This window comes from Lysinibacillus sp. RC46 (assembly GCF_041262385.1).
Classification (GTDB): Bacteria; Bacillota; Bacilli; order Bacillales_A; family Planococcaceae; genus Lysinibacillus.
This window is the reverse complement of sequence record NZ_JBGCCF010000006.1, coordinates 148,656-172,389: the sequence shown is the minus strand read 5'-3', so window position 1 is coordinate 172,389 and position 23,734 is coordinate 148,656. Positions and strand designations below refer to the sequence as shown.

26 protein-coding genes, 2 pseudogenes and 1 other annotated feature are annotated in these 23,734 nt (G+C 34.3%); of the genes and pseudogenes, 19 read left to right on the top strand and 9 right to left on the bottom strand.

From position 1 onward, the window contains the following. The first annotated feature begins 172 nt into the window (after window positions 1–172). A complete protein-coding gene (locus ABH966_RS07865) occupies window positions 173–1,612 on the top strand; it encodes an MDR family MFS transporter (RefSeq protein WP_370077334.1) in 1,440 nt (479 codons plus the stop codon). A gap of 142 nt (window positions 1,613–1,754) precedes the next feature. Here ABH966_RS07865 and ABH966_RS07860 read toward each other — a convergent pair whose 3' ends face one another. Genes ABH966_RS07860 through ABH966_RS07850 form a run of 3 tightly spaced genes read right to left on the bottom strand, consistent with a single transcriptional unit; the run spans window position 1,755 to window position 2,889 of the window. Further along, entirely contained in the window at window positions 1,755–2,003 is a 249-nt protein-coding gene (locus tag ABH966_RS07860) for a hypothetical protein (RefSeq protein WP_370077333.1), read from the bottom strand. A 20-nt stretch (window positions 2,004–2,023) separates the two neighbouring features. Next, window positions 2,024–2,260, bottom strand: a complete 237-nt coding sequence (locus tag ABH966_RS07855) for a hypothetical protein (RefSeq protein ID WP_370077332.1) — start codon at window positions 2,258–2,260, stop codon at window positions 2,024–2,026. Window positions 2,261–2,295: 35 nt separating this feature from the next. Further along, on the bottom strand, window positions 2,296–2,889 hold the full coding sequence (locus ABH966_RS07850) for a TetR/AcrR family transcriptional regulator (RefSeq protein WP_370077331.1): 594 nt from the start codon (window positions 2,887–2,889) through the stop codon (window positions 2,296–2,298). Window positions 2,890–2,985: 96 nt separating this feature from the next. Between ABH966_RS07850 and ABH966_RS07845 the strand changes: the two are divergent. Together ABH966_RS07845 and ABH966_RS07840 are read left to right on the top strand one after the other, a co-directional pair. Beyond that, a pseudogene (locus ABH966_RS07845) lies at window positions 2,986–3,086 on the top strand (response regulator transcription factor); the annotation flags it as partial. Then, a pseudogene (locus ABH966_RS07840) lies at window positions 3,082–3,210 on the top strand (ATP-binding protein); the annotation flags it as partial. The pseudogenes ABH966_RS07845 and ABH966_RS07840, both read left to right, overlap by 5 nt. Before the next feature lie 150 nt (window positions 3,211–3,360). Here the strand turns inward: ABH966_RS07840 and ABH966_RS07835 are convergent. Further along, the gene (locus tag ABH966_RS07835) at window positions 3,361–3,873 is read right to left on the bottom strand and encodes a DUF6609 family protein (RefSeq protein ID WP_370077330.1); all 513 of its coding nucleotides are present in this window, start codon (window positions 3,871–3,873) and stop codon (window positions 3,361–3,363) included. Between the two features lie 272 nt (window positions 3,874–4,145). Between ABH966_RS07835 and ABH966_RS07830 the strand changes: the two genes are divergently transcribed. Continuing rightward, window positions 4,146–4,685 (top strand): GNAT family N-acetyltransferase, encoded by a 540-nt coding sequence (locus tag ABH966_RS07830; RefSeq protein WP_370077329.1) that lies wholly within the window; start codon window positions 4,146–4,148, stop codon window positions 4,683–4,685. 225 nt (window positions 4,686–4,910) lie between these two features. Further along, window positions 4,911–5,152, top strand: a binding site (T-box leader). Between the two features lie 261 nt (window positions 5,153–5,413). After that, on the top strand, window positions 5,414–5,728 hold the full coding sequence (locus ABH966_RS07825; protein WP_370077328.1) for a hypothetical protein: 315 nt from the start codon (window positions 5,414–5,416) through the stop codon (window positions 5,726–5,728). A gap of 110 nt (window positions 5,729–5,838) precedes the next feature. Here the strand turns inward: ABH966_RS07825 and ABH966_RS07820 are convergent, their stop codons facing one another. The 4 genes from ABH966_RS07820 to ABH966_RS07805 form a co-directional block, all read right to left on the bottom strand. After that, on the bottom strand, window positions 5,839–6,780 hold the full coding sequence (locus ABH966_RS07820; protein ID WP_370077327.1) for an ABC transporter substrate-binding protein: 942 nt from the start codon (window positions 6,778–6,780) through the stop codon (window positions 5,839–5,841). A 139-nt stretch (window positions 6,781–6,919) separates the two neighbouring features. After that, window positions 6,920–7,732, bottom strand: a complete 813-nt coding sequence (locus tag ABH966_RS07815; RefSeq protein WP_370077326.1) for an ABC transporter ATP-binding protein — start codon at window positions 7,730–7,732, stop codon at window positions 6,920–6,922. A 15-nt stretch (window positions 7,733–7,747) separates the two neighbouring features. Continuing rightward, window positions 7,748–8,764, bottom strand: a complete 1,017-nt coding sequence (locus ABH966_RS07810) for a FecCD family ABC transporter permease (protein WP_370077325.1) — start codon at window positions 8,762–8,764, stop codon at window positions 7,748–7,750. Continuing rightward, a complete protein-coding gene (locus ABH966_RS07805; RefSeq protein ID WP_370077324.1) occupies window positions 8,761–9,816 on the bottom strand; it encodes a FecCD family ABC transporter permease in 1,056 nt (351 codons plus the stop codon). Before ABH966_RS07805 ends, ABH966_RS07810 begins: the two co-directional genes overlap by 4 nt. Window positions 9,817–10,502: 686 nt before the next feature. Here ABH966_RS07805 and ABH966_RS07800 point away from each other — a divergent pair. Beyond that, window positions 10,503–12,275 carry an oleate hydratase gene (locus ABH966_RS07800; RefSeq protein ID WP_370077323.1) on the top strand — a complete coding sequence of 591 codons (1,773 nt, stop codon included), beginning with the start codon at window positions 10,503–10,505 and terminating at the stop codon, window positions 12,273–12,275. A 48-nt stretch (window positions 12,276–12,323) separates the two neighbouring features. On the opposite strand, the gene ABH966_RS07795 is transcribed toward ABH966_RS07800, so the two are convergent. Next, window positions 12,324–13,988, bottom strand: coding sequence for a methyl-accepting chemotaxis protein (locus ABH966_RS07795; protein ID WP_370077322.1), 1,665 nt, complete (start codon window positions 13,986–13,988; stop codon window positions 12,324–12,326). Window positions 13,989–14,366: 378 nt separating this feature from the next. Here ABH966_RS07795 and ABH966_RS07790 point away from each other — a divergent pair, with 378 nt between their 5' ends. The 13 genes from ABH966_RS07790 (at window position 14,367) to ABH966_RS07730 (ending at window position 23,730) form a co-directional block, all read left to right on the top strand. After that, on the top strand, window positions 14,367–14,885 hold the full coding sequence (locus ABH966_RS07790; protein WP_370077321.1) for an RNA polymerase sigma factor: 519 nt from the start codon (window positions 14,367–14,369) through the stop codon (window positions 14,883–14,885). After that, a complete protein-coding gene (locus tag ABH966_RS07785; protein WP_370077320.1) occupies window positions 14,882–15,895 on the top strand; it encodes a DUF4179 domain-containing protein in 1,014 nt (337 codons plus the stop codon). The genes ABH966_RS07790 and ABH966_RS07785 overlap by 4 nt, the downstream gene beginning before the upstream one ends. A 486-nt stretch (window positions 15,896–16,381) precedes the next feature. Then, window positions 16,382–16,663: a CD3324 family protein gene (locus ABH966_RS07780; RefSeq protein WP_370077319.1), complete on the top strand. Its 282-nt coding sequence runs from the start codon at window positions 16,382–16,384 to the stop codon at window positions 16,661–16,663. Window positions 16,664–16,823: 160 nt separating this feature from the next. Further along, window positions 16,824–17,399: a GNAT family N-acetyltransferase gene (locus tag ABH966_RS07775; RefSeq protein WP_370077318.1), complete on the top strand. Its 576-nt coding sequence runs from the start codon at window positions 16,824–16,826 to the stop codon at window positions 17,397–17,399. A gap of 175 nt (window positions 17,400–17,574) precedes the next feature. Beyond that, on the top strand, window positions 17,575–18,039 hold the full coding sequence (locus ABH966_RS07770) for a helix-turn-helix transcriptional regulator (protein WP_370077317.1): 465 nt from the start codon (window positions 17,575–17,577) through the stop codon (window positions 18,037–18,039). A 79-nt stretch (window positions 18,040–18,118) separates the two neighbouring features. After that, a complete protein-coding gene (locus tag ABH966_RS07765; protein ID WP_370077316.1) occupies window positions 18,119–18,319 on the top strand; it encodes a helix-turn-helix domain-containing protein in 201 nt (66 codons plus the stop codon). Window positions 18,320–18,470: 151 nt separating this feature from the next. After that, on the top strand, window positions 18,471–18,974 hold the full coding sequence (locus ABH966_RS07760) for a GNAT family N-acetyltransferase (protein ID WP_370077315.1): 504 nt from the start codon (window positions 18,471–18,473) through the stop codon (window positions 18,972–18,974). A gap of 66 nt (window positions 18,975–19,040) precedes the next feature. After that, window positions 19,041–19,991 carry an alpha/beta hydrolase gene (locus ABH966_RS07755; protein ID WP_370077314.1) on the top strand — a complete coding sequence of 317 codons (951 nt, stop codon included), beginning with the start codon at window positions 19,041–19,043 and terminating at the stop codon, window positions 19,989–19,991. Between the two features lie 253 nt (window positions 19,992–20,244). Further along, entirely contained in the window at window positions 20,245–20,550 is a 306-nt protein-coding gene (locus tag ABH966_RS07750) for a monooxygenase (protein ID WP_370077313.1), read from the top strand. A 242-nt stretch (window positions 20,551–20,792) separates the two neighbouring features. Next, window positions 20,793–21,650, top strand: a complete 858-nt coding sequence (locus ABH966_RS07745) for an ABC transporter ATP-binding protein (RefSeq protein ID WP_370077312.1) — start codon at window positions 20,793–20,795, stop codon at window positions 21,648–21,650. A 4-nt stretch (window positions 21,651–21,654) separates the two neighbouring features. Next, the gene (locus ABH966_RS07740; protein ID WP_370077311.1) at window positions 21,655–22,272 is read left to right on the top strand and encodes an ABC-2 transporter permease; all 618 of its coding nucleotides are present in this window, start codon (window positions 21,655–21,657) and stop codon (window positions 22,270–22,272) included. 358 nt (window positions 22,273–22,630) lie between these two features. Continuing rightward, a complete protein-coding gene (locus ABH966_RS07735) occupies window positions 22,631–23,008 on the top strand; it encodes a GntR family transcriptional regulator (RefSeq protein ID WP_370047444.1) in 378 nt (125 codons plus the stop codon). A 110-nt stretch (window positions 23,009–23,118) separates the two neighbouring features. Further along, window positions 23,119–23,730, top strand: a complete 612-nt coding sequence (locus ABH966_RS07730; protein WP_370077310.1) for an ABC-2 transporter permease — start codon at window positions 23,119–23,121, stop codon at window positions 23,728–23,730. Window positions 23,731–23,734 lie beyond the last annotated feature (4 nt).

Sequence of the window (23,734 nt, the reverse complement as noted above, 5' to 3'; positions counted from 1 at the left end):
CCGCTTCGCTTTCGCACAAAAAACACTTGTTGCTGCCGCTTCGCTTTCGCACAAAAAACACTTGTTGCTGCCGCTTCGCTTTCGCACAAAAAACATTTATTGGCCCAAAGCCAATTCCAGACGCAATTATGACGAAGCATAATTGATCTGTATAGAAGTAAAGGGGAAAAATATGAGAAAAAAAGTTATTTTATCATTAATGTTAATGACATTTCTTTCTGCTGTAGAAGGAACAATTATTAGTACAGCAATCCCCCGTATAACGAGTGATTTGTCAGGCGTCGAACTTGTTAGTTGGGTATATGCAATTTATATGCTAGCCACAGCCGTTTCGACTCCAATATACGGGAAACTGGCTGATTTATTCGGTCGTAAAAAAGTTTTACTGATTGGAGCTACAATATTTTTAGTCGGCTCTGCACTTTGCGGTGTTGTTACATCGATGGAACAGCTCATCGTCTTTCGTGCCCTTCAAGGTCTAGGTGCTGGCGCTATTTTGCCAATAACAATGACAATCATGGGTGACTTATATAGCGAAGTGAAAGACCGTGCAAAAGCACAGGGTTGGATTAGTGCTGTTTGGGGCGTCTCTGGTGTAATCGGACCATTAGTTGGAGGATTTTTAGTTGATTCTCTCTCTTGGCGCTACATCTTCTTCTTAAACGTTCCATTTGGAATTATCGCTTGCTTAATGATTGTAATTTATTATAAAGAATCTATTAAACCTGCTAAGCACCATATCGACTATCTTGGAGCGACGGTATTTTCATTAAGTACAATCGCGCTACTATACGCGTTATTAACAGGTAGCAGTCAGCAAAACTGGGGGGACATTACAATTGTTAGCCTCTTAATCTTTGCAGCTGTTGCATTCATTATTTTCTTATTCATTGAGAGAAAATCTCCGGAACCATTAATTCCGCTAGCACTTTTCTCTAATCGTACATTATCTATTATAAACATATTAACTCTTATTTCTGGTGCAATGATTATTAGTATTACAATGTATCTTCCGATTTGGAGCCAAGGTGTATTAGGAAAAAATGCGACAGAGGCCGGACTCGTTTTAATGCCGCTTCCTGTTATGTGGACATTTGGCACTATTTTTTCTGGGAAATTAATTGATTACTTAAAAACGAAACAAATCATTCTACTTGGAGCTAGTATTCTTTCAATTGCTGCCTTTTCACTATTTACTTTGTCAACAAATTCACCAGCATTCCTTATTTATGTTGCAGTTGGATTATTCGGCTTAGGAATGGGGCTTATTGTACCTATTTATATGGTAACAATTCAATCAGCTGTTCCAGCCCATACGCGAGGGACGGCAATTGGCTTAAACACATTTATCAATACGTTTAGTCAAACATTAGGTGCTGCAGTTTTCGGGGCAATTTTCAATACGATGATTCATGCACAGGGGATTAAAAACCTTGATCTCGTATCTTCTGGTGGACATGGAGGAACTACAGCAAACATAGTAACCAAATCACAAGAGGCATTAGCTTCAAGTGTACATTTCATTTATATGAGTACTTTTATATTAGCACTAGTAACTTTAGTAATTGTTTGGTTCTTATTAAAGCCATCCACACAACCTAGTGAGCAATAAAAACACTTTTACTTAAAAATATGGCAGTAGATAAAATGTTTTTAATTATTTTAGAAAAGCAATAATATAATTTCATATTAAAAAAGCGCGAGAAATCAATGTTTCTAAAATTGATTTCTCGTGCTTTTTTAATACATACTATTTAATCGTTCTTTACACTTTGTCGATAAATGAAAACACTACTAATTATCCCAAGTCCACCAAATAACAAAATCCATTTTTTGTTGAAAATAAGCCCATAGACCAGAATTGCGCTACTAATAATTCCACTTGAAAAAGCACTGGATACCATGGATTTGTTTGTTGGTTTAGGGAATTGAATAGAGGTCCCCAGATTTTTATTTCCCCATTTACAAGCCGCATCCATAATGTTAAGTAATTTATCTAACATCTTTTTATCCCTCTTTCCTCTTAATTTTTAAATACAATGAAAGAAAAAATAGCATTGGAAAGGGCACCCAAAAAAGATAACGATGAAATTGATAAACAAACCATACCGATAACTTTTTTCGTCCTCTGTTCTCTATTCTTTTTGGATAATAAAATAAACCCTGAGATGAGCAGGACGATTGCTACAATGATATTAAACACGATGAAGAACGGTGTTGATTCTTTAAGAAAATCTATAATATTCCAAAATAAACTCATTGCTCTCCTCCTATTTTATATTTGAAATAGAGCTTCTACTCAAAGATACTTGCTACCAACTGCTTAGTCATAAATTGAAATGCAGCAAAATGGTCACAGTTCTTTGATATTCCGTCTTTACTTGCAATACTAGAAAGAAGTACGGTGAAAGTTGAAAATGCTAACTTTTCCGGAACTTTTAATTTAAGATTTGCTTGTTTGATTGCAGTACGAAAAAGATTACTACTATCAAATATTAGTTTTTCTTTCATTTCCTCCGAAAGCTTACTATAAAATGCTGTGAAATCGATTGTTTTTACTTCATAAAGAAATGGTTTGCTTTCGTATTCATAGTAAAGTTGGATTATTGCTGTTTCAAAGCCGGACTTTTCAGGGCATTGTTCAATTCGTTTAATAAAATTCCCATAAATAGTTTCTTGAATGTCGTACAAAACTTCAAAAAAAAGTTCTTCCTTACTTGAATAAAAATTATAAAAAGTACCCGTTGATATTGCTGTTTTTTTGCATAATTCACCAATACTTGTTTCTTTATAACCTTGAGAAATCCAAAAAGCCATACACTCATCTTTCAATTTACTTTTAATCATAATTTTATCTTCTTCTGAAAAAACTTTTTTTCCTCTTGCCAAAGGTGAATACCTCCTTTATGAATTATTTATATGAATATTCATGTTGTATATTCATATAGTATCATCAACACGAATTCATAACAAGGGATTAATTTCGTAAATTTCATCAACTTTGGAGGAGACGATTACCTGACTAAGCCTTTTCAAGCACAAGAATTGCAAGCGCATTTTGGGCGTTATTGAGAAGTAGCGGGAGCTGGTCTAGGGCTTGCTATTGCAAATTGGATTATTGACAAACATCATGGCAAAGTAAAAGTACAGAGCGAAGTTGGAGTGGGAACATGTTTTGAAATTATTTTTCCAAAGAATCAAAAGCTATAAAAATACGCGAAGACCAAATAAAAACGGGGGTTTATATGTAGGAAAGATTACATAAACATTAGAAAAGAATCCATTTTGATTAGTCTTCTTTTCAAAATGGATTCTTTTATTTGTTGGAAGGATCACTGTGAAACAGAATCCTCAATTCTTTTAAAAATTAATAGGACTGAGCTTAATAAAAATACTACCAAATAAAATCTTTATTAGACCATCTATTACAAAAAAGATATCTAGATTAACGTTAGTAATCATTAATCCTATGAACGCATTGATGATTAAACTGATTGATAGAAAAAGCATTAATTTACCATGTACCGGAATAAAAGGTAAGAAATGAACACCAACAGCTAAAATAATTAATAACCAGCAAGTTCTATAATCATCGGCGAAAAATTGAAAACTAATAAAAACTAAAATTGCTAATAAAAAAATTGAAAAATTAGACCACCTTTTTTGGCCGCCTGTACCAGGACCGACTGCTAATTTCTCTCGAGTTTTAGGGCTTAATTGCCAAACCATACCTAGTATATAAACGATGGCAAATGGCCAAATATTTGGATAGCCGTTATATTTTATTAATAATAAGAACATTGCTATGCCAGCAATTATTAGCCATATCCCATTAATCTTTTGTCTGGGGTATTTGTAAGCTTGTGTTTCCATGTTCTATTCTCCATTCTTAATTTTCTACTTCCTCGAATAATAGATTTCTAAAATAATATATCAAACTGAATTATATTTTTTTGTCATAATTTGTCGATGTGTATAGGTCCAAATTAAGTTGCATTGTTTTAAACCTTATAAATACTAAAAGCATTTAAAAAGACGGTAATAATTGGATTTATATACCATATTTTATTTTTTTCTTTGTATAATAAGAGCATGAATATTTCAAAATCATAGAGTGTAAAAAAGGGCAGGAGTTAAAATCGAATATGTTTGAGGATGCTAAAAAATTAATTTTTAGAACTTTAAAAAATGATGATTATCATTTCGTTCTTCGTTGGAGTAAGGACGAGAAATTTTGCGAAGCCAATGGGTGGAGAAAAAATTTAGACGAAGAAGAATTATTTAGTTGGTGGCAGTACAGTGTGAATTTGAATCGTAAGGATTTTATTCGCTTAGGAATTGAATATAAGGACAGATTAATTGGTTATGCAGATCTAGCAGAGATTCAAAGCGACAGTGCTGAAATAGGTATTGCTATTGGTGAAAGTCAGTTATGGGGGAAGGGTATAGGAACTACCGTAACTCACATGTTCATAAAGTATGCGTTCGAGAAATTTGGTATTACAACATTTTATGGTGAAACACATGAAACTAATTTTCGTTCAAGAAGAATGATGGAAAAGTTAGGGTTTGAGGAAGTTAGTAGAAACGGCAGTGAAATTTATTTAAACAAGGATACACCTCTTATGCAGTATAAATTGTATCTAGAAACAGACGACACTTTGAGGATTCGCCTTCCGATATAACAAATTTATTAAGGTATGAAATGTTAAAAACGTATACCGTGAATATAAGTTGATTTCCGTCCCTGCTGGACGCCCCCCTGGAAAGTGCTCATCTGAAACGGAAATCAACCCCACGTTATGGTTAAAAGGTTAAAAATAATTTATTGACAATTCAAACAAATATACTATAATAATTATCAAGATTTGCATAACGAAAAATTGTTGATAACAATTTGGAGTATAAGAGTAAAAGTGTTGAAGAGAACTAGTAGTTTTAATGGAACTGACAGAAAGTAGCCGGTTGATGAGAGGCGCAAGGAAAGTTAAAATGAATTCATCTTGGAGCTGCGTACCGAACTTTAGTAGGCTACGACGGGTTTGCATCCGTAATCAATGCAAAGGTATCGCATTTAGCCGTACCTATTGAGAAGAGTTATGTGAGTAGCTCTTAAATTAAGGTGGTAACACGTTCATAACACGTCCTTTAGGTTTATTCCTAAAGGGCGTTTTTTTATCTTCATTCAGCAGAAGCGGGTGGTAAGATGAACGTGATGTGACTCCTTTTATAGAGGAGCCCAGTCTAAGAACGTCACATCCTGTGGCAATTTATCTGTAGCGAAAGCAAAGCGTCAGCGGCAAATGTTTTCTGCGCGAAAGCGAAGCGTCAGCGGCAATTACGCCAGGGCGAAATTGATTTTTACTCTTATAGAACTTGCAATATTAATTCAATATTAAAGGAGTTGTATTGTATGTTTTTAAAACTAGAAGAACAATTAAAGATGATTCAAAAGGGGGTAGGTAAGAGCGTTAATGAAGGAGGGGTTTTGCCTGATAAAATCCCCACAATGTTAATTGAAATAGGGAAAGAGTCTGTACTAGATATTATTCCATCATTAATTGCTGAAGAATATATTAAAAGTAAAAGTGAGTTTATGCGATTAATGAAACAAAATGGCGTTTCTTTAAATGGGGAAAAGCTTGTGGAAGATGATACTGACATAATATTAATGAATGATGAGATTTTACAAATTGGGGAGCAACAATTTATACGATTCATAAAATAAGGGAACTAAGTTGAATTATTCGCCAATCGATAACTAAACAACTATATCAGATCCTTAAACGAGTTTTAAAAAAATCACCTTCGATATTACGAAGGTGATTCTCATTGTTATTATTTCCCTAGAACAAATTCAGCAATTTCATCTAAAATCATTTCTTTACCTAGAGGGAAGTAGCCTTTATTGACCGCATCATTTTTAATAATAAATACGTGGTTGTTCTTAACAGCATTCATGTTTTTCCAAATTGTTTCTTCTTGGAACTCTTTTAAGCGTTGAGAACCGTCACCTGTTGTAAATACGAATAGGTAATCTGGATTGTAGTCAATTAAAGCTTCTTTTTGTACTTGTACTAGTGGTTCATCCATTGGTGTACCTGGAACTGCTGGTAATTTTAAATCTTTAAAGAGTACGCTACCGTAACCATAGTCACCATATATACGGAATGCATTTGGATATGCAGCCATTTTCATGAACTTCGCATCACCAGTTTTAGCAACGATTTTATCGTGTAACTTGCTTGCCTTTTCGTCATATTGTTTGAACCATTCTTTTGTTTCTTTTTCTTTATCGAAGATTTTACCTAGTTCCTCAAACTTTGGACGCCATTGATCTAATGGAGTTTTTAACATAACAGTCGGTGCAATTTTAGATAGTTGATCATAAATTTTTTCTTGACGATCATTTATAAGAATTAAATCTGGTTTTGCAGCAGCCACCGCTTCGATGTTAATTTTGTCACCCCAAGCAGAGCCGACCGGTTTTACATCTTTTAATTGATCTTCAATATGTGGATCAATTTCTTCTTGAGACGTATTTGCAGTAATGATTGGTTTCATGCCAAAGATTAATAACTCTTCTGTTGAACCACTAAGGTCAGCAATTTTCTTTGGATTAGCAGGGATTTTAATTTCCCCCTTGGCATGTTCTACTGTACGTTCTTCTGTTTTAGCGTCTGTTTGTTTTTCTTCTTTTTTATCAGAAGAGCAAGCTGCAAATAGTATAGATGTAATAACTAATACCATTGTTAGTAATGTTAGTTTAAATTTCTTCATATTTTTGTTCCTCCCGGATAAATTGTTTGCGACCCACTGCATTCTAATGGGTGTTCAACATCTCAAGCTAAAATGAGAAGCTCAACGCCCATTAGAATGCTCTCTCTATCTATTTAAGAGAGGAAGAGTGCTCCTTCTTTTATGCTTTTATCTGTTCTAGATTATTAATTATTGTCAAATCGTAAGTTAAACAAATTGGCTTACTGTTTACAGGGCATGAAACGATTAGTGCTTCAATTTCGAACACATTCCGAAGTGTCTCACTTGTCATTACTTCATCTGGAGTTCCTTGGTGAATCAGTTTACCATCCTTTAAAGCAATCATATGATCAGAAAAACGAGAAGCATGATTTAAATCATGAATGACCATAACGATCGTACGGCCTTCTTCTTCATTTAATTTTTTTAATAACTTTAAAATTTCTAGTTGGTGAGCCATATCTAAGTATGTTGTTGGTTCATCTAATACAAGTAGGTCCGTTCCTTGAGCAAGTGCCATTGCAATCCATACTCGTTGACGTTGGCCACCTGATAAAGCTTCTGCTGAACGGTTGGAAAACTCTGTCATCCCTGTCACTTCAAGTGCCCAATGGATGTAGCGATAATCTTCTTCCTTCAGTGTTCCAAATCCATTTTGGTGTGGAAAGCGGCCATATGAAACAAGTTCAAACACAGTAAGACCCATTGGAACTTCTGCAGTCTGGGGTAAAATCGCCATTTTCTTTGCAATTTCTTTTGTTGACTGTTTTTCAATTGCCTTTCCATCAAGATAAACAGTCCCTTGTTTTGCCTTTAAAATACGAGAAGTTGTTTTTAACAATGTAGATTTCCCACATCCATTTGGTCCAATAATCGTTGTTATCTTTCCTTCGGGAATCGCCACTGATAATCCATCTATTATTAATCCTTCATTATAGCCAACGGATACCGAATCAACTGCTAAAGTTACCATCAAAAAAGACTCCTTTTACTTTGTCCTCATAAGTAAATAAATAAAATAGGGTGCACCAATAATAGAAATAACAAGACCGACTGGTATTTCTGAAGTTGTTAGTACACTTCTTGAAATTAAATCTGCAAATAGTAATAAAAAAGTGCCAATCAATGCTGCTGTAGGTAACATAATTTGATGTTTTCCTCCAACAAGACGTCTTGCCAGGTGGGGTGCCATTAATCCGATAAATCCAATGCCACCGGCAACAGCTACCGATGCACCAGCCAAACAAACGGCGATAAATAATAATTTACGTCTTTCCTTCTCTACATTTACACCAAGGCCAACCGCTGCTACATCTCCTAAATTCATTACATTCAATACATGTGCCTTGCAAAATGCAATGGGTAGAAATATGAGCATCCAAGGTAGTACGCTTAATACAAACTTCCAATCGGTTCCCCATAAACTCCCTGCTAACCAAATAGTTGCAAAGCGAAAATCATTTGAAGTCATTTTCATCGAGAAGATTAAACTAACAGCACTAAATCCTGCTGCAACTGCAATACCGACAAGAATTAAACGAGTGGATGAAACGCCGTTCTTCCAAGCTAGCGTATAAATAATAACCGCTGCTAATAAAGCACCAACTAGCGCAAATAATGGAAGAATGAAAACTGATATTAGCGTACCGGTCCCAACTTTCCCGAAGAAAAAATAGACGAAAACAACAACTGTTAATCCAGCACCAGCATTTATACCGATAATTCCAGGGTCAGCAAGTGGATTTCTAGATAAGCCTTGCATGATAGCTCCTGATATCGCTAGCGCTGAACCAACTAAAATCGCGATAACCATTCGAGGCATACGAAATTCGAATAAAATGACAGATTGATCTTCGGCTCCTAACCCAATTAACGATTTCAATACATCTATTGGTGGTATTTTAAACGTCCCTGTATTTAAGCTAATTAAGAATACCGACACAATTAGGCAAGCTAAAATGGCTAAAACTGAAATATTCTTTTTTGTTAAGATTCTTTGCTTCATATTTTCCCTCTCCCTTCATTACGAGCTAAGTAAAGGAAGAATGGAACACCTATTAAAGCTGTAATTGCACCAATTGGCGTTTCAAATGGAGGATTGATAACACGAGATAACATATCTGCACATTCTATTAACAAACCACCTAATACTGCTGAACATGGAATGACCCATCTATAATCGGACCCGACGAGAAAACGCGTCATATGTGGGATAACAAGTCCAACGAATCCGACAGAACCTGCCATAGATACGGCTGACCCCGTTAAAACGAGCACAAGTACAGTTCCAATAAATTTAATGAAGGTTGTATTTTGTCCAAGCCCAATCGCAATTTCTTCGCCGAAACTTAAGATGGTAATGTATCTCGACATTAAAATCGCTATAACAAGACAAACAAGTCCTATCGGTAGCAACATATCAATACTTACCCATTTCACACCTGAAACGCCTCCTGCATTCCACATGCTCACTTCTTGAGCAAGATTGAAATAAAGTGCAATACTAGAAGATATGGCCCCAAGCAGTGCACTAATCGCTGCACCAGCTAACGCTAACTTCACAGGTGTGAGCCCTCCAGGTGAGGATGCACCCACACCATATACAATACTTGCACCAAATGCGGCACCAATGAATGAAGCAAGAACAAACATTATGTAAGGGGAATTAGGGAAAAATGCATACGTAATTGCAATTCCAAATACCGCACCATCTGTAATACCCATTAAAGAAGGCGAGGCAAGGGGGTTTCGTGTCATACCTTGCATAATTGCTCCGGATACCGCTAGAAACGCACCAGCGACTACTCCTCCAATTGCTCTTGGAATACGAAGCTCCCAGATGACATTATGATGTGTAAGTAAATCATCGAATTGAAAAACAGCTTGCCAAACAGTCGTTAAGCTAATATCTGCCGCCCCAAATGAAATGGACATGCCCATACTTAAAGCTAATAAAATCGTACCTACTATTAAAATAATAGAAGCAATAAGCGGTCTGCTCTTAATCTTTTTCATATTCGTTTCTTGTTGTTCTATGCTCCTCGCGCTTGCTTCCATCCGTTACCATCCTAACTAACAACATATATTCGTTAAAGTGAGATTCATTCTCAATTATAGGCAAAAAAAATAAAGGTTCGCCTTAATTGATAATGATTCTCATAATCACTTGTCCTATTCTACATAGCACCCTAAAAGATTGTCAAACATTATTTTTAAAATATATTAATTTTGTTTATTTTTACATATTTGAATATGCTTATAAGGCTTCCATTAAGCGGATTTCAGGAGGGGAGTGTGGATAGTTAAATTATTTAAATAATAATAAATTCGAATAGAGACTATCAAAATAAAAACCAAAAGTGTGCTTGTAAAATGTGGCCCTTGAAGCATCGTTTTTTGTTTTCTTACTATAATAATTATGCATGGCTGTCCTCAAAAGGTTCTATACTTTAACAGCTTTATAATTAATCTTATAGAAGGAAATCATACAATAATCCAAGTCCTTTATAGGTTATCGCAACAAAGGTAATCTAATTTTTAAGTATTGCATAAACCCTTTTATATAAAGATATTGATGAATAATTTATAAAAATGCAATGAATTGTTATGTCAAATAATAGGGTATAGTATATTTAGAGTTTAACTTTAAAATTGAATTATTTGTTAATTTCTCTCTCATTTTACCATTACCTTGCAAAATAATGGTATGCTATATCACGATAATAGTTTATGGAGGCGGTACTATGTATTACAGTAATGGTAATTATGAGGCTTTTGCACGTCCTAAAAAACCAGTGGGTGTTGATGAGAAATCAGCGTATCTTGTTGGTTCGGGGCTAGCTTCACTTTCAGCCGCATGTTTTTTAATTCGTGATGGTCAAATGAAGGGAGAGAATATTCATATTCTCGAAGAACTAGATATCTCAGGTGGTAGCCTTGATGGCATTTTAAATCCGACAAGAGGCTTTATTATTCGCGGTGGTCGAGAAATGGAAGATCATTTTGAATGCCTATGGGATCTATTCCGTTCAATCCCATCATTAGAAGTAGAAAACGCTTCTGTTTTAGATGAATTTTATTGGTTAAATAAAGAGGATCCTAACTATTCGAAATGTAGATTGATTGAAAATAGAGGACAAAGACTTGAGGATGATGGCAAGTTTACATTATCTGATAAAGCATCTGAGGAAATGATTAAATTATTCTTTATTCCTGAAGAGAAATTAGAGGATGTAAAAATTACAGATGTTTTCTCTGAAGAGTTCTTTGAATCGAATTTCTGGCTATATTGGTCTACGATGTTTGCTTTTGAAAAATGGCATTCTGCAATGGAAATGCGTCGTTATATTATGCGTTTCATTCATCATGTTGGGGGTCTACCTGATTTATCTGCTTTGAAATTTACAAAATATAATCAGTACGAATCTTTAGTACTTCCTATGATTAAATATTTGGAAAGTTATAATGTTGATTTCCAATTTAATACTGTTGTAGAGAATGTTTTAGTTGATAAAGTTGGCGATAAAAAAGTAGCCCATACTTTAGTGTTAAAACAAAATGGTGTGAAAAAGAATATTGAGCTAACAGAAAATGAATTAGTGTTTGTAACAAATGGTAGTATCACGGAGAGTACAACTTATGGTGACAATAATACGCCGGCCCCTATAAGTACTGATTTAGGCGGAAGCTGGTCACTTTGGAAAAACATCGCTTCCCAAGATTCTGATTTTGGTAAACCAGAAAAATTCTGCGATAACCTTCCAGAAGAAAGTTGGTTTGTTTCAGCAACGCTTACTACATTGGATGATCGAGTTGCTCCGTATATTGAAAAAATCAGTAAAAGAGATCCGTATGCAGGCAAGGTAGTTACGGGTGGTATTGTAACTGCTACAGATTCTAATTGGATGCTAAGCTATACGTTGAACCGACAACCGCATTTTAAAAATCAACCAAAAGACCAATTAGTAGTTTGGATTTATGGTTTACTATCAAATAAACCAGGTGATTTTATTAAAAAGAGTATCACGGAATGTTCTGGAATTGAGATCGCGCAAGAGTGGTTGTACCATATGGGTGTACCTGTAGATGAAATACCGGATATTGCGCAAAATTCTTGTAATACTATTCCATGTTACATGCCTTATATAACATCTTACTTCATGCCTAGAGCAATGGGAGATCGTCCTTTAGTTGTCCCTAATGGATCTACTAACTTAGCCTTCATTGGGAACTTTAGTGAAACAGAAAGAGATACTGTATTCACAACTGAATATTCAGTAAGAACAGCGATGGAAGCTGTTTATCAATTATTAGATATTGATCGAGGCGTTCCAGAAGTATTTGCATCTACTTTTGACATTCGTACTTTATTATCTTCAACTGCTCGCTTACTTGATGGTAAAAAATTAACAGATGTAGATGCTCCATTTATCTTAAAACAAATAGGTAAATTTGGTATTCATAAAACGAAAGACACAATCATCTATGATTTACTCAAAGAAAGTGAATTGATATAGAGATATGTGCTAAAAAAGCTGATTCATAATTGAATCAGCTTTTTTACATTAAATAGTAAATTTTTTCATTTCGTCTCTTAAAGCATCAGCAATAGCATTTAGGTCTTTAGCTTTTTCAGAGACAGTCTCGATGCTTTTAAGCTGTTCATTTGCGGAAGCGGAAACTTGTTCTGTTCCAGCAGAGGTTTCTACTGCAGAAGCAGATATGTTTTGTACGGCACTAATGATTTGCTCCTTGCGTTCATCCATCTCATGAGATAAATGTTTCACATCTTGTGCCACTCCACTCGTTTGGTCTAGAGCTACCTTTATTGTATTAAAGATTTCGCTAGTATCCTTTGTAGCTTTTGCATTTTGTTCGACAATGCTAAGGCTCGTACTGATTTCCTGCACAGCACTTTTAGAAATATCCTGAATGGCAGAGATTTTATTCTTAATATCCTCAGTAGCATTAGATGTCTGTTCCGATAATTTTCGGATTTCATCCGCGACAACTGCGAAACCTTTACCGGCTTCACCGACGCGAGCTGACTCAATGGAAGCGTTTAGAGCCAATAAATTAGTTTGAGTTGCGATGTCTGTAATTGTATTAACAATACTTGATATATCAGATGAAGTTTTATCTACTTCTTGAACAATGTTGCTTACCTGTTGAGAAGATTCTCGATTTTTCTCTGACCAAATAGAGAGTTGATTGATGGTTTCTACACCTTGATTACTTAAATGATCAATATCCTCTGTCATAGAAGCAATCTTCTCTGTGTGCTCAATAACACGATCAATGTTTCCAGATAGTTGATTTAATTGTTCAGCACTTTTTTCTGTATCATGAGCTTGCTCTTCTGTAGCCTTTGCTACTTCATTAATGGCTGAGCTAATTTCATCAGTCGTACGTACCGTATCTTCTGCTATTTGAATAAGAATCTTTGAGGAATCTGATAGCTCGGAGCTAGTTTTATGTATATTGACGGTAACATTCTTTAATGCCGATTGCATGCCAGAGATGCCTTTTGCCATAAGACCAATTTCATCTTGATGATGTAATAGCTTCTCTAATTCTGGATTTTCGGTAAAGTCTAAGCTAGTAGTTTGATGAATGATATTTTCAAGATTCTTAATGGCAGTAACAATGCGACCAATAATCCACCACATTAAAGCACCTATAACGATAAAACTCACTATGCCTGTAATAATCTGATAGCCTAGTACAGAGTTTGTAATAGATTGAATACCGCTTTCAGGCACCCCAATATCAATTACGCCATAAAGCTTGCCATCTTTATATATAGGTTCCATGATGTCATATGTCCAAATACCTTGAACTTCAGCATACCATCTCGTAAATTGCTTTTTTCCGTGCTTGGCACCATCGATTGTGTATGCATCCTCATATGTTTTTCCTAATTTCCCTTTATCACTATGCGCCACTGCTTTTGCATTGGTATCAATGACAATAGCATAAGTTACATTCTCTTGTTTTTCTTTTGACTCCACAAAATCTTGTAAAGATGAGATGGGATCATTCTCAGAATTTAATATAGTTTCAACTTGCTTGGCGATTTCATAGACCTGTTCATTGGCTTTTTCAATTAAAACTTCTTTACTATTTTTGCCCACAATCCAAACACCTAATACGGAATTAATGACAGATGACAATAACAGCAAACTTAATGTAAAAAACAATAATCGTCGCTTAATGCTTTTGTTTTTCAAATAGTTTCCTCCTCTGAGTTTTATTGGAACTTTATGCCTATGAAAACTCAAATTTTAAGTATAGTATTATGTACTGAAGCAGGAATGTCAATAATGAATTGAGAGTCTTATTACTTAAAAAGTGACAGATTAGAGTATAAAAGTCCTTTTGTTTTTCGATAACCTTGTGGATGTTAGAACAGATCGGAAATACCTATTTTCGGAGTGTAAACAGTGTTAGTTGTTTTAAATAGCCTCTCATTTAAAATTTATATTAGTAGGTAGCGACCGACTGTTATTTCGCCGGTTGCTTTTTTAGTGTAATAAAATAAAAATCGATGCAACTAACTATCAATCAAAATGCTCTAACGGTATGTAAAGAGAAAAAGAGGTGATTATATGCGATCCGAGTTTCTTGTAAAAAAAGCAAAGAAGGGAGATGGAGAAGCGTTTATACAATTAATCCGTCAATATGAAATAACGCTTTACCGGACAGCAAAACGACTAGGCTTGAAAGATGAGGACATTGCAGATCTTTTACAGGATACAATACTGACAGCGTTTGAAAAAATAGATTCTCTAAAAGAAGCAAAATATTTTAATACATGGATTTGTCGAATACTTTTAAATAACTGTTATCGCTTTATGAAGCAGGATCAACGTACTGTACCACTGGATGTGACGACATTGCATGAACTGCGACACCAAGATCAAATTTCACTTGAGCTTGATGAGGCATTAGAAAGTCTAGATGAGAGCTATCGCATTGCTTTAACGCTTTATTATGTGAATGGGCTCACGACAAAGGAAATAAGCGAATTTCTTCATGAATCAGAAGGGACGATTAAGTCGAGAATTTCTAGAGCGAAGCAATATCTGAAAAATAATTATTATGTTGAGGGGGCACAATTGCTATGAAAAAATCATTAGACGACCGTTTACATGAAGAAATGAATAGAGAACAAGAAATACCAGAAGTTGTGCAAAAAGCTTTTGATCGTTCCTATACAGAGATTCGCTCTAAATCAAAGAAAAAGACAAAAAAACGTTGGTTGAAGCCTATTTCAGCTGCGGCTGCATGTGCAGTTCTCGCTTCGGGTGTGATTTTGTCTAATGATACAGCGATGGCTAAACTAAAAGCATTTCTAGGTTTCCAGGAGGATGCTGGGATTGAACTTGCTAGTCAAAATGGAGAAGTACAATACTCTGGGGTATCGCAAAGTTCACAAGATGTTACGGTCACACTTGAAAATACATTTGCTGATGCCTATCGTGTAGGGCTACAGTTCAAGATTTTACCAAAGAGCATGGATATAAGAGATATTCAGCATATAAGTATTGAATATCGTATATATGATTCTAAAGGAAAAGAAATTGATGCCCATGTTTCAGATACAAAGCCTCTTACTTCAAAAGGTTTAGCGGGTAATACTGAGGAGCGAATGCTGAAAGGAACCGACCAATCCATAATTTTAGAACAAATATTACAGTCGAATGACCAGGCATGGCCTTCTCTAGATAACGCTCAATTAGTAATTGAAACAATTCATTTCTTTACAGAAAAGAAAGGGATTGTTCATATTAATGGAGAATGGCCATTTACATTGACACCAACGAAGGTTGTAACACAATCATTTGAAGCGGAAAAGGCTGTTGAGGGTATTCAACTACAATCAGCAACCCTTACGAATGGCTCTATGCATGTATCTTTAATAGTTGACGTTTCCGAGGATGAAAATCAATTTTTTGAATGGGCGTTAACAAATGAAAAGGGAGAGTCCTTTTATGCACGAGGAGCCAATATAGAATTGAAAGATGGGAAAACTTTTGTTAATTTAGTTTACCCTTATAGTATTTGGAATAAAGAAAAACAATTAAGCTTAAATATTAAGGGCTATGAAGAATTAAAATTAAAAAGTAAAGACTAATAGATAATTTAAATATTTAGGAGTACATTGGCAGCTATATCGCTAATGTACTTTTTCATTTGTTTATCAATAATAAAGCGAACGGGAATCTATAAAATCTCTTTGTATTTTTGGATAATATGGGAATTGTCACCAAAAATAGTGAGTGACATTAGTTAAAACGTATGCTATGTATATAAGTTGATTGGAGTGGAGGCTGGGCGACTCCTTGGGGATTAGCGTCACAGATGAGACCCTGGAGCGAGCAAAGCGAGTGAAGCGGCTCATCGGACGCCCCCAGGAAAGCGCCCAGCCGGAACGGAAATCAACCACACGTTTTGGTGATGAACCTTATATGGTATAGTATTGATAAAATTACAGAAATACAAGGGGGGATTGTTTGATGAGAAGGTATACTTTTTTTGCATAGCAAAGGCTATTGCAATATAGGATAAATTAAATAGCCTTTGCTCTTCCTAAAAAAATATTAAATTTAGGAGTGCAATTATGAGCTATAAAAAAGCAAAGCATATTCTACCAGCTGAGTTGCTAGAGTTAATACAAGAATATGTTGATGGTGAATATATTTATATACCGCGGAGAGCAGAACATAAAAAAGACTGGGGATCCAATACTGCTACAAGAAAAGAATTGGGTGTAAGAGACTGTAATATTTATAACGATTATCTAACGGGAGCGGACACGGCTACTTTAGGTGAAAAATATTATTTGTCTTCGAAGAGTATCCAAAGAATTGTATTAAAAGAGAAAAGAAGAAGAATAGAATAGTATAAGCCAGTGTGGTTTTTGACCACATTGGCTTATTTTCTTTTATGAAATATGTATGAGGTTTTTTCAGGCAATCTAGGCTGGGTATAATTTAATCAGCTTCTTGTGAATTTCCATCTTTAGTTTATTTTGATATTCATTCAAAAAAGGAGAGAAAAAAATGAATTTTACCAAAGTATTAGGGACCTCTTTTCCATCAGTACAAACTGAGCGCATTAAATTAAGAAAGTTGAAGTTGGAGGATGCTCCTACGTTATTCAATTATTATTCAAATGAAAATGTATATCGTTATCTTGATTGGAATGGACCAGAAACTCTAGAAAGAAGTTATGAAGTAATTAATTTTTGGAACAAAGGCTATGATGAAGGTTGGATTATTCGTTTTGCTATTGCTAACAAAGAAACCGATGAAATTATTGGTACTATTTTTTTAAGTGAATTTGAAGGCAAACGAGCTGAAATTGGTTATGAATTATCTGAAGAATATTGGCATCGAGGTATTATGTCGGAAGCTGTTAAAGCAGTATTATCAATAGGATTTGATCAGTTAGGTTTAGTAAGAATACAGGCAATTGTTACAGAGGAAAATATAGCTTCAAAGAAACTATTGTCGAAATTCAACTTTAAGGAAGAAGGTTGCTTAAGACAATTTGAATGCCATAGTGTTACTGGAGAATGTAAAGATATGTTGATCTATAGTTTGTTGCATACTGAGTTTTCGAAAAAGAATATATAAGTTTTATGGTAATTTCAGATGGATTTCCAATAAAAAATGCGACAAAAACCTATTTAATGAGTTTTGTCGCATTTTTATATTGTGGTCTATTTTTCTCTATTTTTGAAAATTCCTGTTAATAGAAATTCCAGTATGTGATAATAACCATAAATTAAGGTAATGGGAGGATGGTAAAATGGAGAAAAATATTTTAAGTTTAAAACTAAAAAGATATCGAGAAGAGAAAGGAATCACCCAACAAGAACTAGCTGAGATTTTAGAAGTAAGTGATAAGTCTATATCCAAATGGGAACTTGGGAATGGTTATCCGAGTAAGAGAAATATGCTGAAAATATCGGAGGTTCTAGATATCAGTGTGGAAACATTGCTATTAGAGGAAAAGAACGATGATAAAGAAAAAATAAAGTTAAGTATTAATTATAGCTTAATTAGTTATATCATTATTTTTGCTGTAACTTTAATGATCAAAGGTTTGACAGGTGCAGAACAGTATCAAAACATTTTATCTAAAGATATTATTGAGATTTTAAAACTACTTGCAAGTGCATTTGTACAAAATATAGGAATTGCTTTACCACCCGCAATTATCATTGGTTTTGTTTTTTATTTTTATATTTTTCCTAAACAATCAAGAGAGTAGATATAAATCTGCTTTCTTTTTTTACAATAAAGCTTTATAACTGATAATTTAGAGTTATGACGCATGAGAAGGTGAGAAAATGCTGGGGAAATTTTTGAGAAGTAAAAAGAAAAATAAGGAATGGCGTGGAGGAAATTCAAATGGACGACCTAAAGTAGCTATAAATGAATTACAATTGCAGCATTTAAAGGATGCTGGCAAAAGTAATCGAGAAATTGCACGAATTCTTCGCGTTTCGGAAGCTACTATTCGAAGACGATTGAAAGATTTAGAGGGGTGATTTTTTCTCTTTATTCGAGTCGTTATACATATTTCTTCATCTTGGGATTCCGATAGATTATAAACAAACTTTTCGGTAGGATATCATAAAGAGTTTGTTTTCTTAAATATGGATTACAATACATATTATTCAGAACGAGGGGTTGAGTTGCTTGGAAATATCAATTAATAGCTTACAAGAATGTGACGCAGAAGAATTGTATCAGTTCGAAAAGAACAATAGACAATTCTTTGAACAAATGGTACCTAGTCGTGGAGAAGATTATTATAATTTTGAAACGTTTAAAATAAGACATAAAGAGCTTTTAGCAGAACAACAGGAAGAAAAATCAAAATTCTACTTAATAAGAGATAACTCGGGCAATATTATCGGAAGAATTAATTTAGTAGATATAGATACAACGAATGATATAGCAGAAGTCGGTTACAGAGTGGGACAAGAATATGGAGGAAGAGGAATAGGGGCTAGAGCCTTAAAGCTACTATTAGAAACTGAAATCCGTGTCAAAAAGATTAAAGCAAAAACAACAACAAATAATATTGCATCTCAAAGGGTTCTTGAAAAGAATGGCTTTAAACAAGTGTGTATAGATGATAATGCGTTCGAAATGAATGGGCAAAAGTTGCAGTTTATCGAGTACCTTTTGGAACTTTAAAAGCCATGATGCCTTCTGTTAGTTTTGATGGATAGTAAAAATCTTAAGAGGGGTGGTTGAAAGACAGTGTTTAAACGAATCATGATGCTTTTTTCAATTATTACAGCGATACTTTTCTTGATCATTACGACAAGTTATATTATTCATCAAATAAAATTATCAAAGGAAGAAAAATTATTTACGCCAACAGGAAAAATGGTAGAAGTTAATGGACATCAAATGCATGTGTACGTAGAAGGAAATGGAGAAGAAACGCTTGTATTTATGTCTGGGGGAGGCACAAGCTCACCTGTTTTAGATTTTAAATCATTATATTCATTGTTAAGCGATAAATATAAAATCGTTGTCGTTGAAAAGGCAGGTTATGGCTTTAGTGACATTACAGATTCTGAGCGTGAGATTGATACTATTTTACAAGAAACAAGAGAAGCTCTATTAAAATCAGATGTTGAAGGACCATATATTTTATTTCCTCATTCTATGTCTGGTATTGAGGCATTGTATTGGGCTCAAGTCTATCAGAATGAAGTTAAAGCAATTATAGGGTTGGATATGGCTGTTCCTGCTGCATATAAAGATTATGATATAAATATGCCTTTAGTTCATTTAAGTGCCTTTGCTGATAATATTGGTATTACTAGATGGATTCCGGGCCTTTCTGAAAGTGATGCCATCAAATATGGGACTTTGACAGATGAGGAAAAAGAATTGTATAAAGTAATTTTTTATCGTAGAACAGTAACTAAAAATATGGTGAATGAAATTAATCATATTAAGGAAAATGCCGAAAAGGTAGGAGCGGCTGAAATCTCAAATGTTCCAATGCTTTTGTTCACTTCAAACGGTCAAGGGACAGGGTGGAATGAAGATGAGTGGAATGAATTTCAAAAGGAGTTCATCAGTAAACATAAAAATGGCACATTAATAAAATTTGATTGCTCACACTATATTCATGATATTGAATTTAAGCGAATAGCGGATGAGTCAGAAAAATATATAGAGAGTTTAAATCATTAGGTTCATCATCAAAAGTTGTGTATGCCATTTAAAACGTATGCCCATATATAAGTTGATTGGAGTGGAGACTGGGCGACTCCTTGGGGATTAGCGTCACAGATGAGACCCTGGAGCGAGCAACGCGAGTGAAGCGGCTCATCGGACGCCCCCAGGAAAGCGCCCAGTCGGAACGGAAATCAACACCACACATCATGGTGAAAGGCCATAAAAATTACTAATTGTTATAGAAAAAATCAAAGTGGGGGTTTTAATCATGAAATATTTATTACAAGTTGATTTTCCAATGGACGGGCCATTCGGTGAAGAAATGTCCGAAGCATTTGCAGATTTAGCGAAAAGTATTAACGAAGAGTCAGGTATGATTTGGAAGATTTGGACTGAGAATGCTGCGACTAAAGAATCCGGTGGAATATATTTATTTAAAACTAAAACAGATGCTGAGAAATATTTAAATATGCATTCAGAACGATTAACAAGTTTCGGCATTACCGATATTCGTGGGAAAATCTTCGAGGTGAATGAAGTATTATCAACGATTAATAATGCTCCAATTAAATAGTTAGCTAAAGCTAATTAGGGGTCATAAATGGCAGTATTATCAGCTAAATAATTAAAAACAGAAAACATGAGATTGTGATTTAACAATCTCATGTTTTCGTTTTTTATTTTTAATAATAATTTATTACTTGCAAAATATATCCGCTGTGTATATATTGTATATAAAGTATATATACATTATTTAGAGTGTTACCTTAAAGAGTTCAAGGAAATGCTTACATTATTGCAAACGGAGGATGGATGATGGAAAATGTCATTGAATTACAGCATGTTCATAAATCTTTTAAGGGATTTCAGATAAAGGATTTCTCTATTAACGTAAAAAAGGGCTTCGTAACCGGATTTATCGGGGGAAATGGTGCAGGGAAATCTACAACAATCAAATTGATTATGAACTTGCTACAGCAGGATAGTGGTACTGTTTCAGTGTTTGGGATGGATTATAAGAAGCATGAAAAAGAAATAAAGGAACGTATTGGGTTTGTCTATGATGAAAATGTCTTTTATGAAAATGTAACGTTAAAGGATATGAAAAGGATTATTAAACCAGCCTATAAAAACTGGGATGATGATGCTTTTCAACGTTATGTTACTCAGTTCGAACTACCACTGAACAAAAATATGAAGACCTTTTCAAAGGGGATGAAGATGAAAGCTTCGTTAGCTATAGCTCTAGCTCATCATGCAGAATTAATTATTATGGATGAGCCAACTGCGGGGCTCGATCCGATATTTCGTAGAGAGTTACTAAATATTCTACATGAATTGATGCAAGATGAAGATAAAACGATTTTCTTCTCGACACATATAACAACAGATTTAGACCGAATTGCGGATTATATTACCTTTGTTCATAACGGTGAACATATATTCACGAAGGAATTTTATAAGATTGAAGAGGAATATGCCATTGTCAAAGGGACGTTGAATTTATTGGATCAGGAAACGGAAAGAGAGTTTGTTGCAATTCGAAAAACGAACACAGGCTTTGAGGCATTGACAGCGGATAAAAATCGTGTGGCAAACATATTTGGGGATTCTGTTATTATGGAAAAACCAACGCTTGAAGATATTATGTACTATACGAAAAAAGGGTGGTAATGGGATGGTTAATCTAATAATAAAGGATGTTTTAATACAAAAGAAAATAATTTTACTGTACATTCCTATTATAATAATCCTTTTATTGGGAAGTATGAGTTCCCCGTTGTATTTCGGGTTTATATTTAGTATATCATTTATAATGACTAGTTTCTCTTATGATGAAAAAGATAATGCTAATATCCTTTTTAATTCGCTACCTTACACGAGAAAGGAAATTGTCAGTTCAAAATATATAGGTTCTCTTGTATTTACACTAGCGTTTATATTCATCATTTATAGTAGCAACTTCCTCTTAAATGGAAAAGCGATAATGTTTTTATGGAAAGAAATCCTGCTTATTATTGGTCTTGTAATGGTCGCTATTTCATTTATGTTTCCAATTTCTTATAAATTTAAAATGAAAAATTTGCCAATTGTTGCAAGTGCTTTAGTCGGTATCTTGCTGCTAATAACTACTTTTTTTATTCCTAATTTATTTGGTGAAATAAGAGAGCTGACTCAAAAGTTTCTGACCTTACAAGAAACACAAATGTATTTCGTAACTATCCTTACGATCATTATTTTATATATTGGATCGTGGCTACTATCTATTCGTATATATACGAGAAAGGCTTTTTGAAATAAAACAGCTTGAGCCCGTTGATGTAGGCTCAAGCTATTTAAGTACGCTTAAACAAAAAGTCCCATATAATAAAATCTGAGTATCGTCGACCTTGACTTCCGATGTCGATGTAACAAATAAAAGTGTACAAATGGGCTAAACATTATTTTCGTGAGGCAGAAAATTATACTCTAAACAATAGACAATGTAATCTTTATGTGGAAAGACATTATAAATCTAAATTGTTTTATATTTCCCTGAATGTCCAAGCATAAGTACAACTGACGAAAGCATGCTGAAATAAAAACTGCTCATGCTAACGGAATAACCATCGTCTTCTGTGCTGATCACATAAAAATAAAGAAGAGGTATTTGCATGCAAATTATTATTTCCAACAGTTCAAAAGAACCGATTTATGAGCAAATTTATACTCAAATCAAAAAGCTAATTTTATCAGGTGAATTGCAAGAGGGGCAGTCATTGCCGTCTATGCGACAGCTTGCAAAGGATTTAGAAATTAGCGTTATTACAACAAAACGCGCTTATGAAGAGCTAGAGAAAAACGGATTTATTTATTCTATTGTGGGGAAAGGTTCGTTCATCTCAGAACAAAATAAGGAAATGATGAGAGAAAGAAAAGTAAAAGTAATCGAAGAAAATCTATTGATTGCCATTCAAAATGCTAAAGAAATGAACATTGGCTTAGCAGAGCTCAAAGAAATGCTCACACTATTGTATTCAGAGGATGAGTGATGGAGACAGCTGCTAAATTCGTGTGATGAATATATTTAGAGATGCGGTTATGGTGAAAAGGTCTACCCTCGAAGATAGTATGTAATATACGAAAAAAGGAAGGTAATTGGATGATTAACCTTATACTTAAGGATGTTTTAATACAAAAGAAATTAATTTTATTTTACATTGCTACTATAATAATCTACTTATTGGCAGGTGTACCCCTAATATTTTTGGGATTTCTTTATAGTGTAATATATATACTAAATGCTTTCGCTTACGATGAAAAAGACAATGCTAATATTTTGCTCAATTCTCTGCCATATACGAGAAAGGAAATTGTCAGTTCAAAATATATAGGTTCACTGATATTTACAACATTATTTGTTTTCATGATTTATGTGGGGGATTTCCTCATAAATGGAAAAGGTGATCTTTTTATTTGGAAAGAAATGTTGCTTATTATTGGTCTAGTTATGGTCGCTATATCATTCATGTTTCCAATCTCCTATAAATTTAAAACGCAATATTTATTGATTGCTTCAGGTGTTTTATTTGGTATTTATATGTTAACAATTAGTTTACTAGTTCCTATAAATGATATATTAAGAGAACTAACACGAAAGTTCTTGACTCTACAAGAAACGCAAATGTATTTTGTAGCTAGCATTACGGTTGCTATTTTATATATTGGGTCGTGGCTATTATCTATTCGTATATATGAGAGAAAAGCTTTTTAAAACG

What these genes read in the sequence shown, in the direction of transcription:
- ABH966_RS07730 (WP_370077310.1), top strand. Translation starts at nt 23,119, where the DNA reads ATGATTAACCTTATACTTAAGGATGTTTTAATACAAAAGAAATTAATT.
- ABH966_RS07815 (WP_370077326.1), bottom strand. Translation starts at nt 7,732, where the DNA reads ATGGTAACTTTAGCAGTTGATTCGGTATCCGTTGGCTATAATGAAGGA.
- ABH966_RS07785 (WP_370077320.1), top strand. Translation starts at nt 14,882, where the DNA reads ATGAAAAAATCATTAGACGACCGTTTACATGAAGAAATGAATAGAGAA.
- ABH966_RS07805 (WP_370077324.1), bottom strand. Translation starts at nt 9,816, where the DNA reads ATGGAAGCAAGCGCGAGGAGCATAGAACAACAAGAAACGAATATGAAA.
- ABH966_RS07810 (WP_370077325.1), bottom strand. Translation starts at nt 8,764, where the DNA reads ATGAAGCAAAGAATCTTAACAAAAAAGAATATTTCAGTTTTAGCCATT.
- ABH966_RS07820 (WP_370077327.1), bottom strand. Translation starts at nt 6,780, where the DNA reads ATGAAGAAATTTAAACTAACATTACTAACAATGGTATTAGTTATTACA.
- ABH966_RS07865 (WP_370077334.1), top strand. Translation starts at nt 173, where the DNA reads ATGAGAAAAAAAGTTATTTTATCATTAATGTTAATGACATTTCTTTCT.
- ABH966_RS07765 (WP_370077316.1), top strand. Translation starts at nt 18,119, where the DNA reads ATGCTGGGGAAATTTTTGAGAAGTAAAAAGAAAAATAAGGAATGGCGT.
- ABH966_RS07740 (WP_370077311.1), top strand. Translation starts at nt 21,655, where the DNA reads ATGGTTAATCTAATAATAAAGGATGTTTTAATACAAAAGAAAATAATT.
- ABH966_RS07790 (WP_370077321.1), top strand. Translation starts at nt 14,367, where the DNA reads ATGCGATCCGAGTTTCTTGTAAAAAAAGCAAAGAAGGGAGATGGAGAA.
- ABH966_RS07780 (WP_370077319.1), top strand. Translation starts at nt 16,382, where the DNA reads ATGAGCTATAAAAAAGCAAAGCATATTCTACCAGCTGAGTTGCTAGAG.
- ABH966_RS07830 (WP_370077329.1), top strand. Translation starts at nt 4,146, where the DNA reads ATGTTTGAGGATGCTAAAAAATTAATTTTTAGAACTTTAAAAAATGAT.
- ABH966_RS07735 (WP_370047444.1), top strand. Translation starts at nt 22,631, where the DNA reads ATGCAAATTATTATTTCCAACAGTTCAAAAGAACCGATTTATGAGCAA.
- ABH966_RS07835 (WP_370077330.1), bottom strand. Translation starts at nt 3,873, where the DNA reads ATGGAAACACAAGCTTACAAATACCCCAGACAAAAGATTAATGGGATA.
- ABH966_RS07860 (WP_370077333.1), bottom strand. Translation starts at nt 2,003, where the DNA reads ATGTTAGATAAATTACTTAACATTATGGATGCGGCTTGTAAATGGGGA.
- ABH966_RS07800 (WP_370077323.1), top strand. Translation starts at nt 10,503, where the DNA reads ATGTATTACAGTAATGGTAATTATGAGGCTTTTGCACGTCCTAAAAAA.
- ABH966_RS07745 (WP_370077312.1), top strand. Translation starts at nt 20,793, where the DNA reads ATGGAAAATGTCATTGAATTACAGCATGTTCATAAATCTTTTAAGGGA.
- ABH966_RS07775 (WP_370077318.1), top strand. Translation starts at nt 16,824, where the DNA reads ATGAATTTTACCAAAGTATTAGGGACCTCTTTTCCATCAGTACAAACT.
- ABH966_RS07855 (WP_370077332.1), bottom strand. Translation starts at nt 2,260, where the DNA reads ATGAGTTTATTTTGGAATATTATAGATTTTCTTAAAGAATCAACACCG.
- ABH966_RS07825 (WP_370077328.1), top strand. Translation starts at nt 5,414, where the DNA reads ATGTTTTTAAAACTAGAAGAACAATTAAAGATGATTCAAAAGGGGGTA.
- ABH966_RS07750 (WP_370077313.1), top strand. Translation starts at nt 20,245, where the DNA reads ATGAAATATTTATTACAAGTTGATTTTCCAATGGACGGGCCATTCGGT.
- ABH966_RS07770 (WP_370077317.1), top strand. Translation starts at nt 17,575, where the DNA reads ATGGAGAAAAATATTTTAAGTTTAAAACTAAAAAGATATCGAGAAGAG.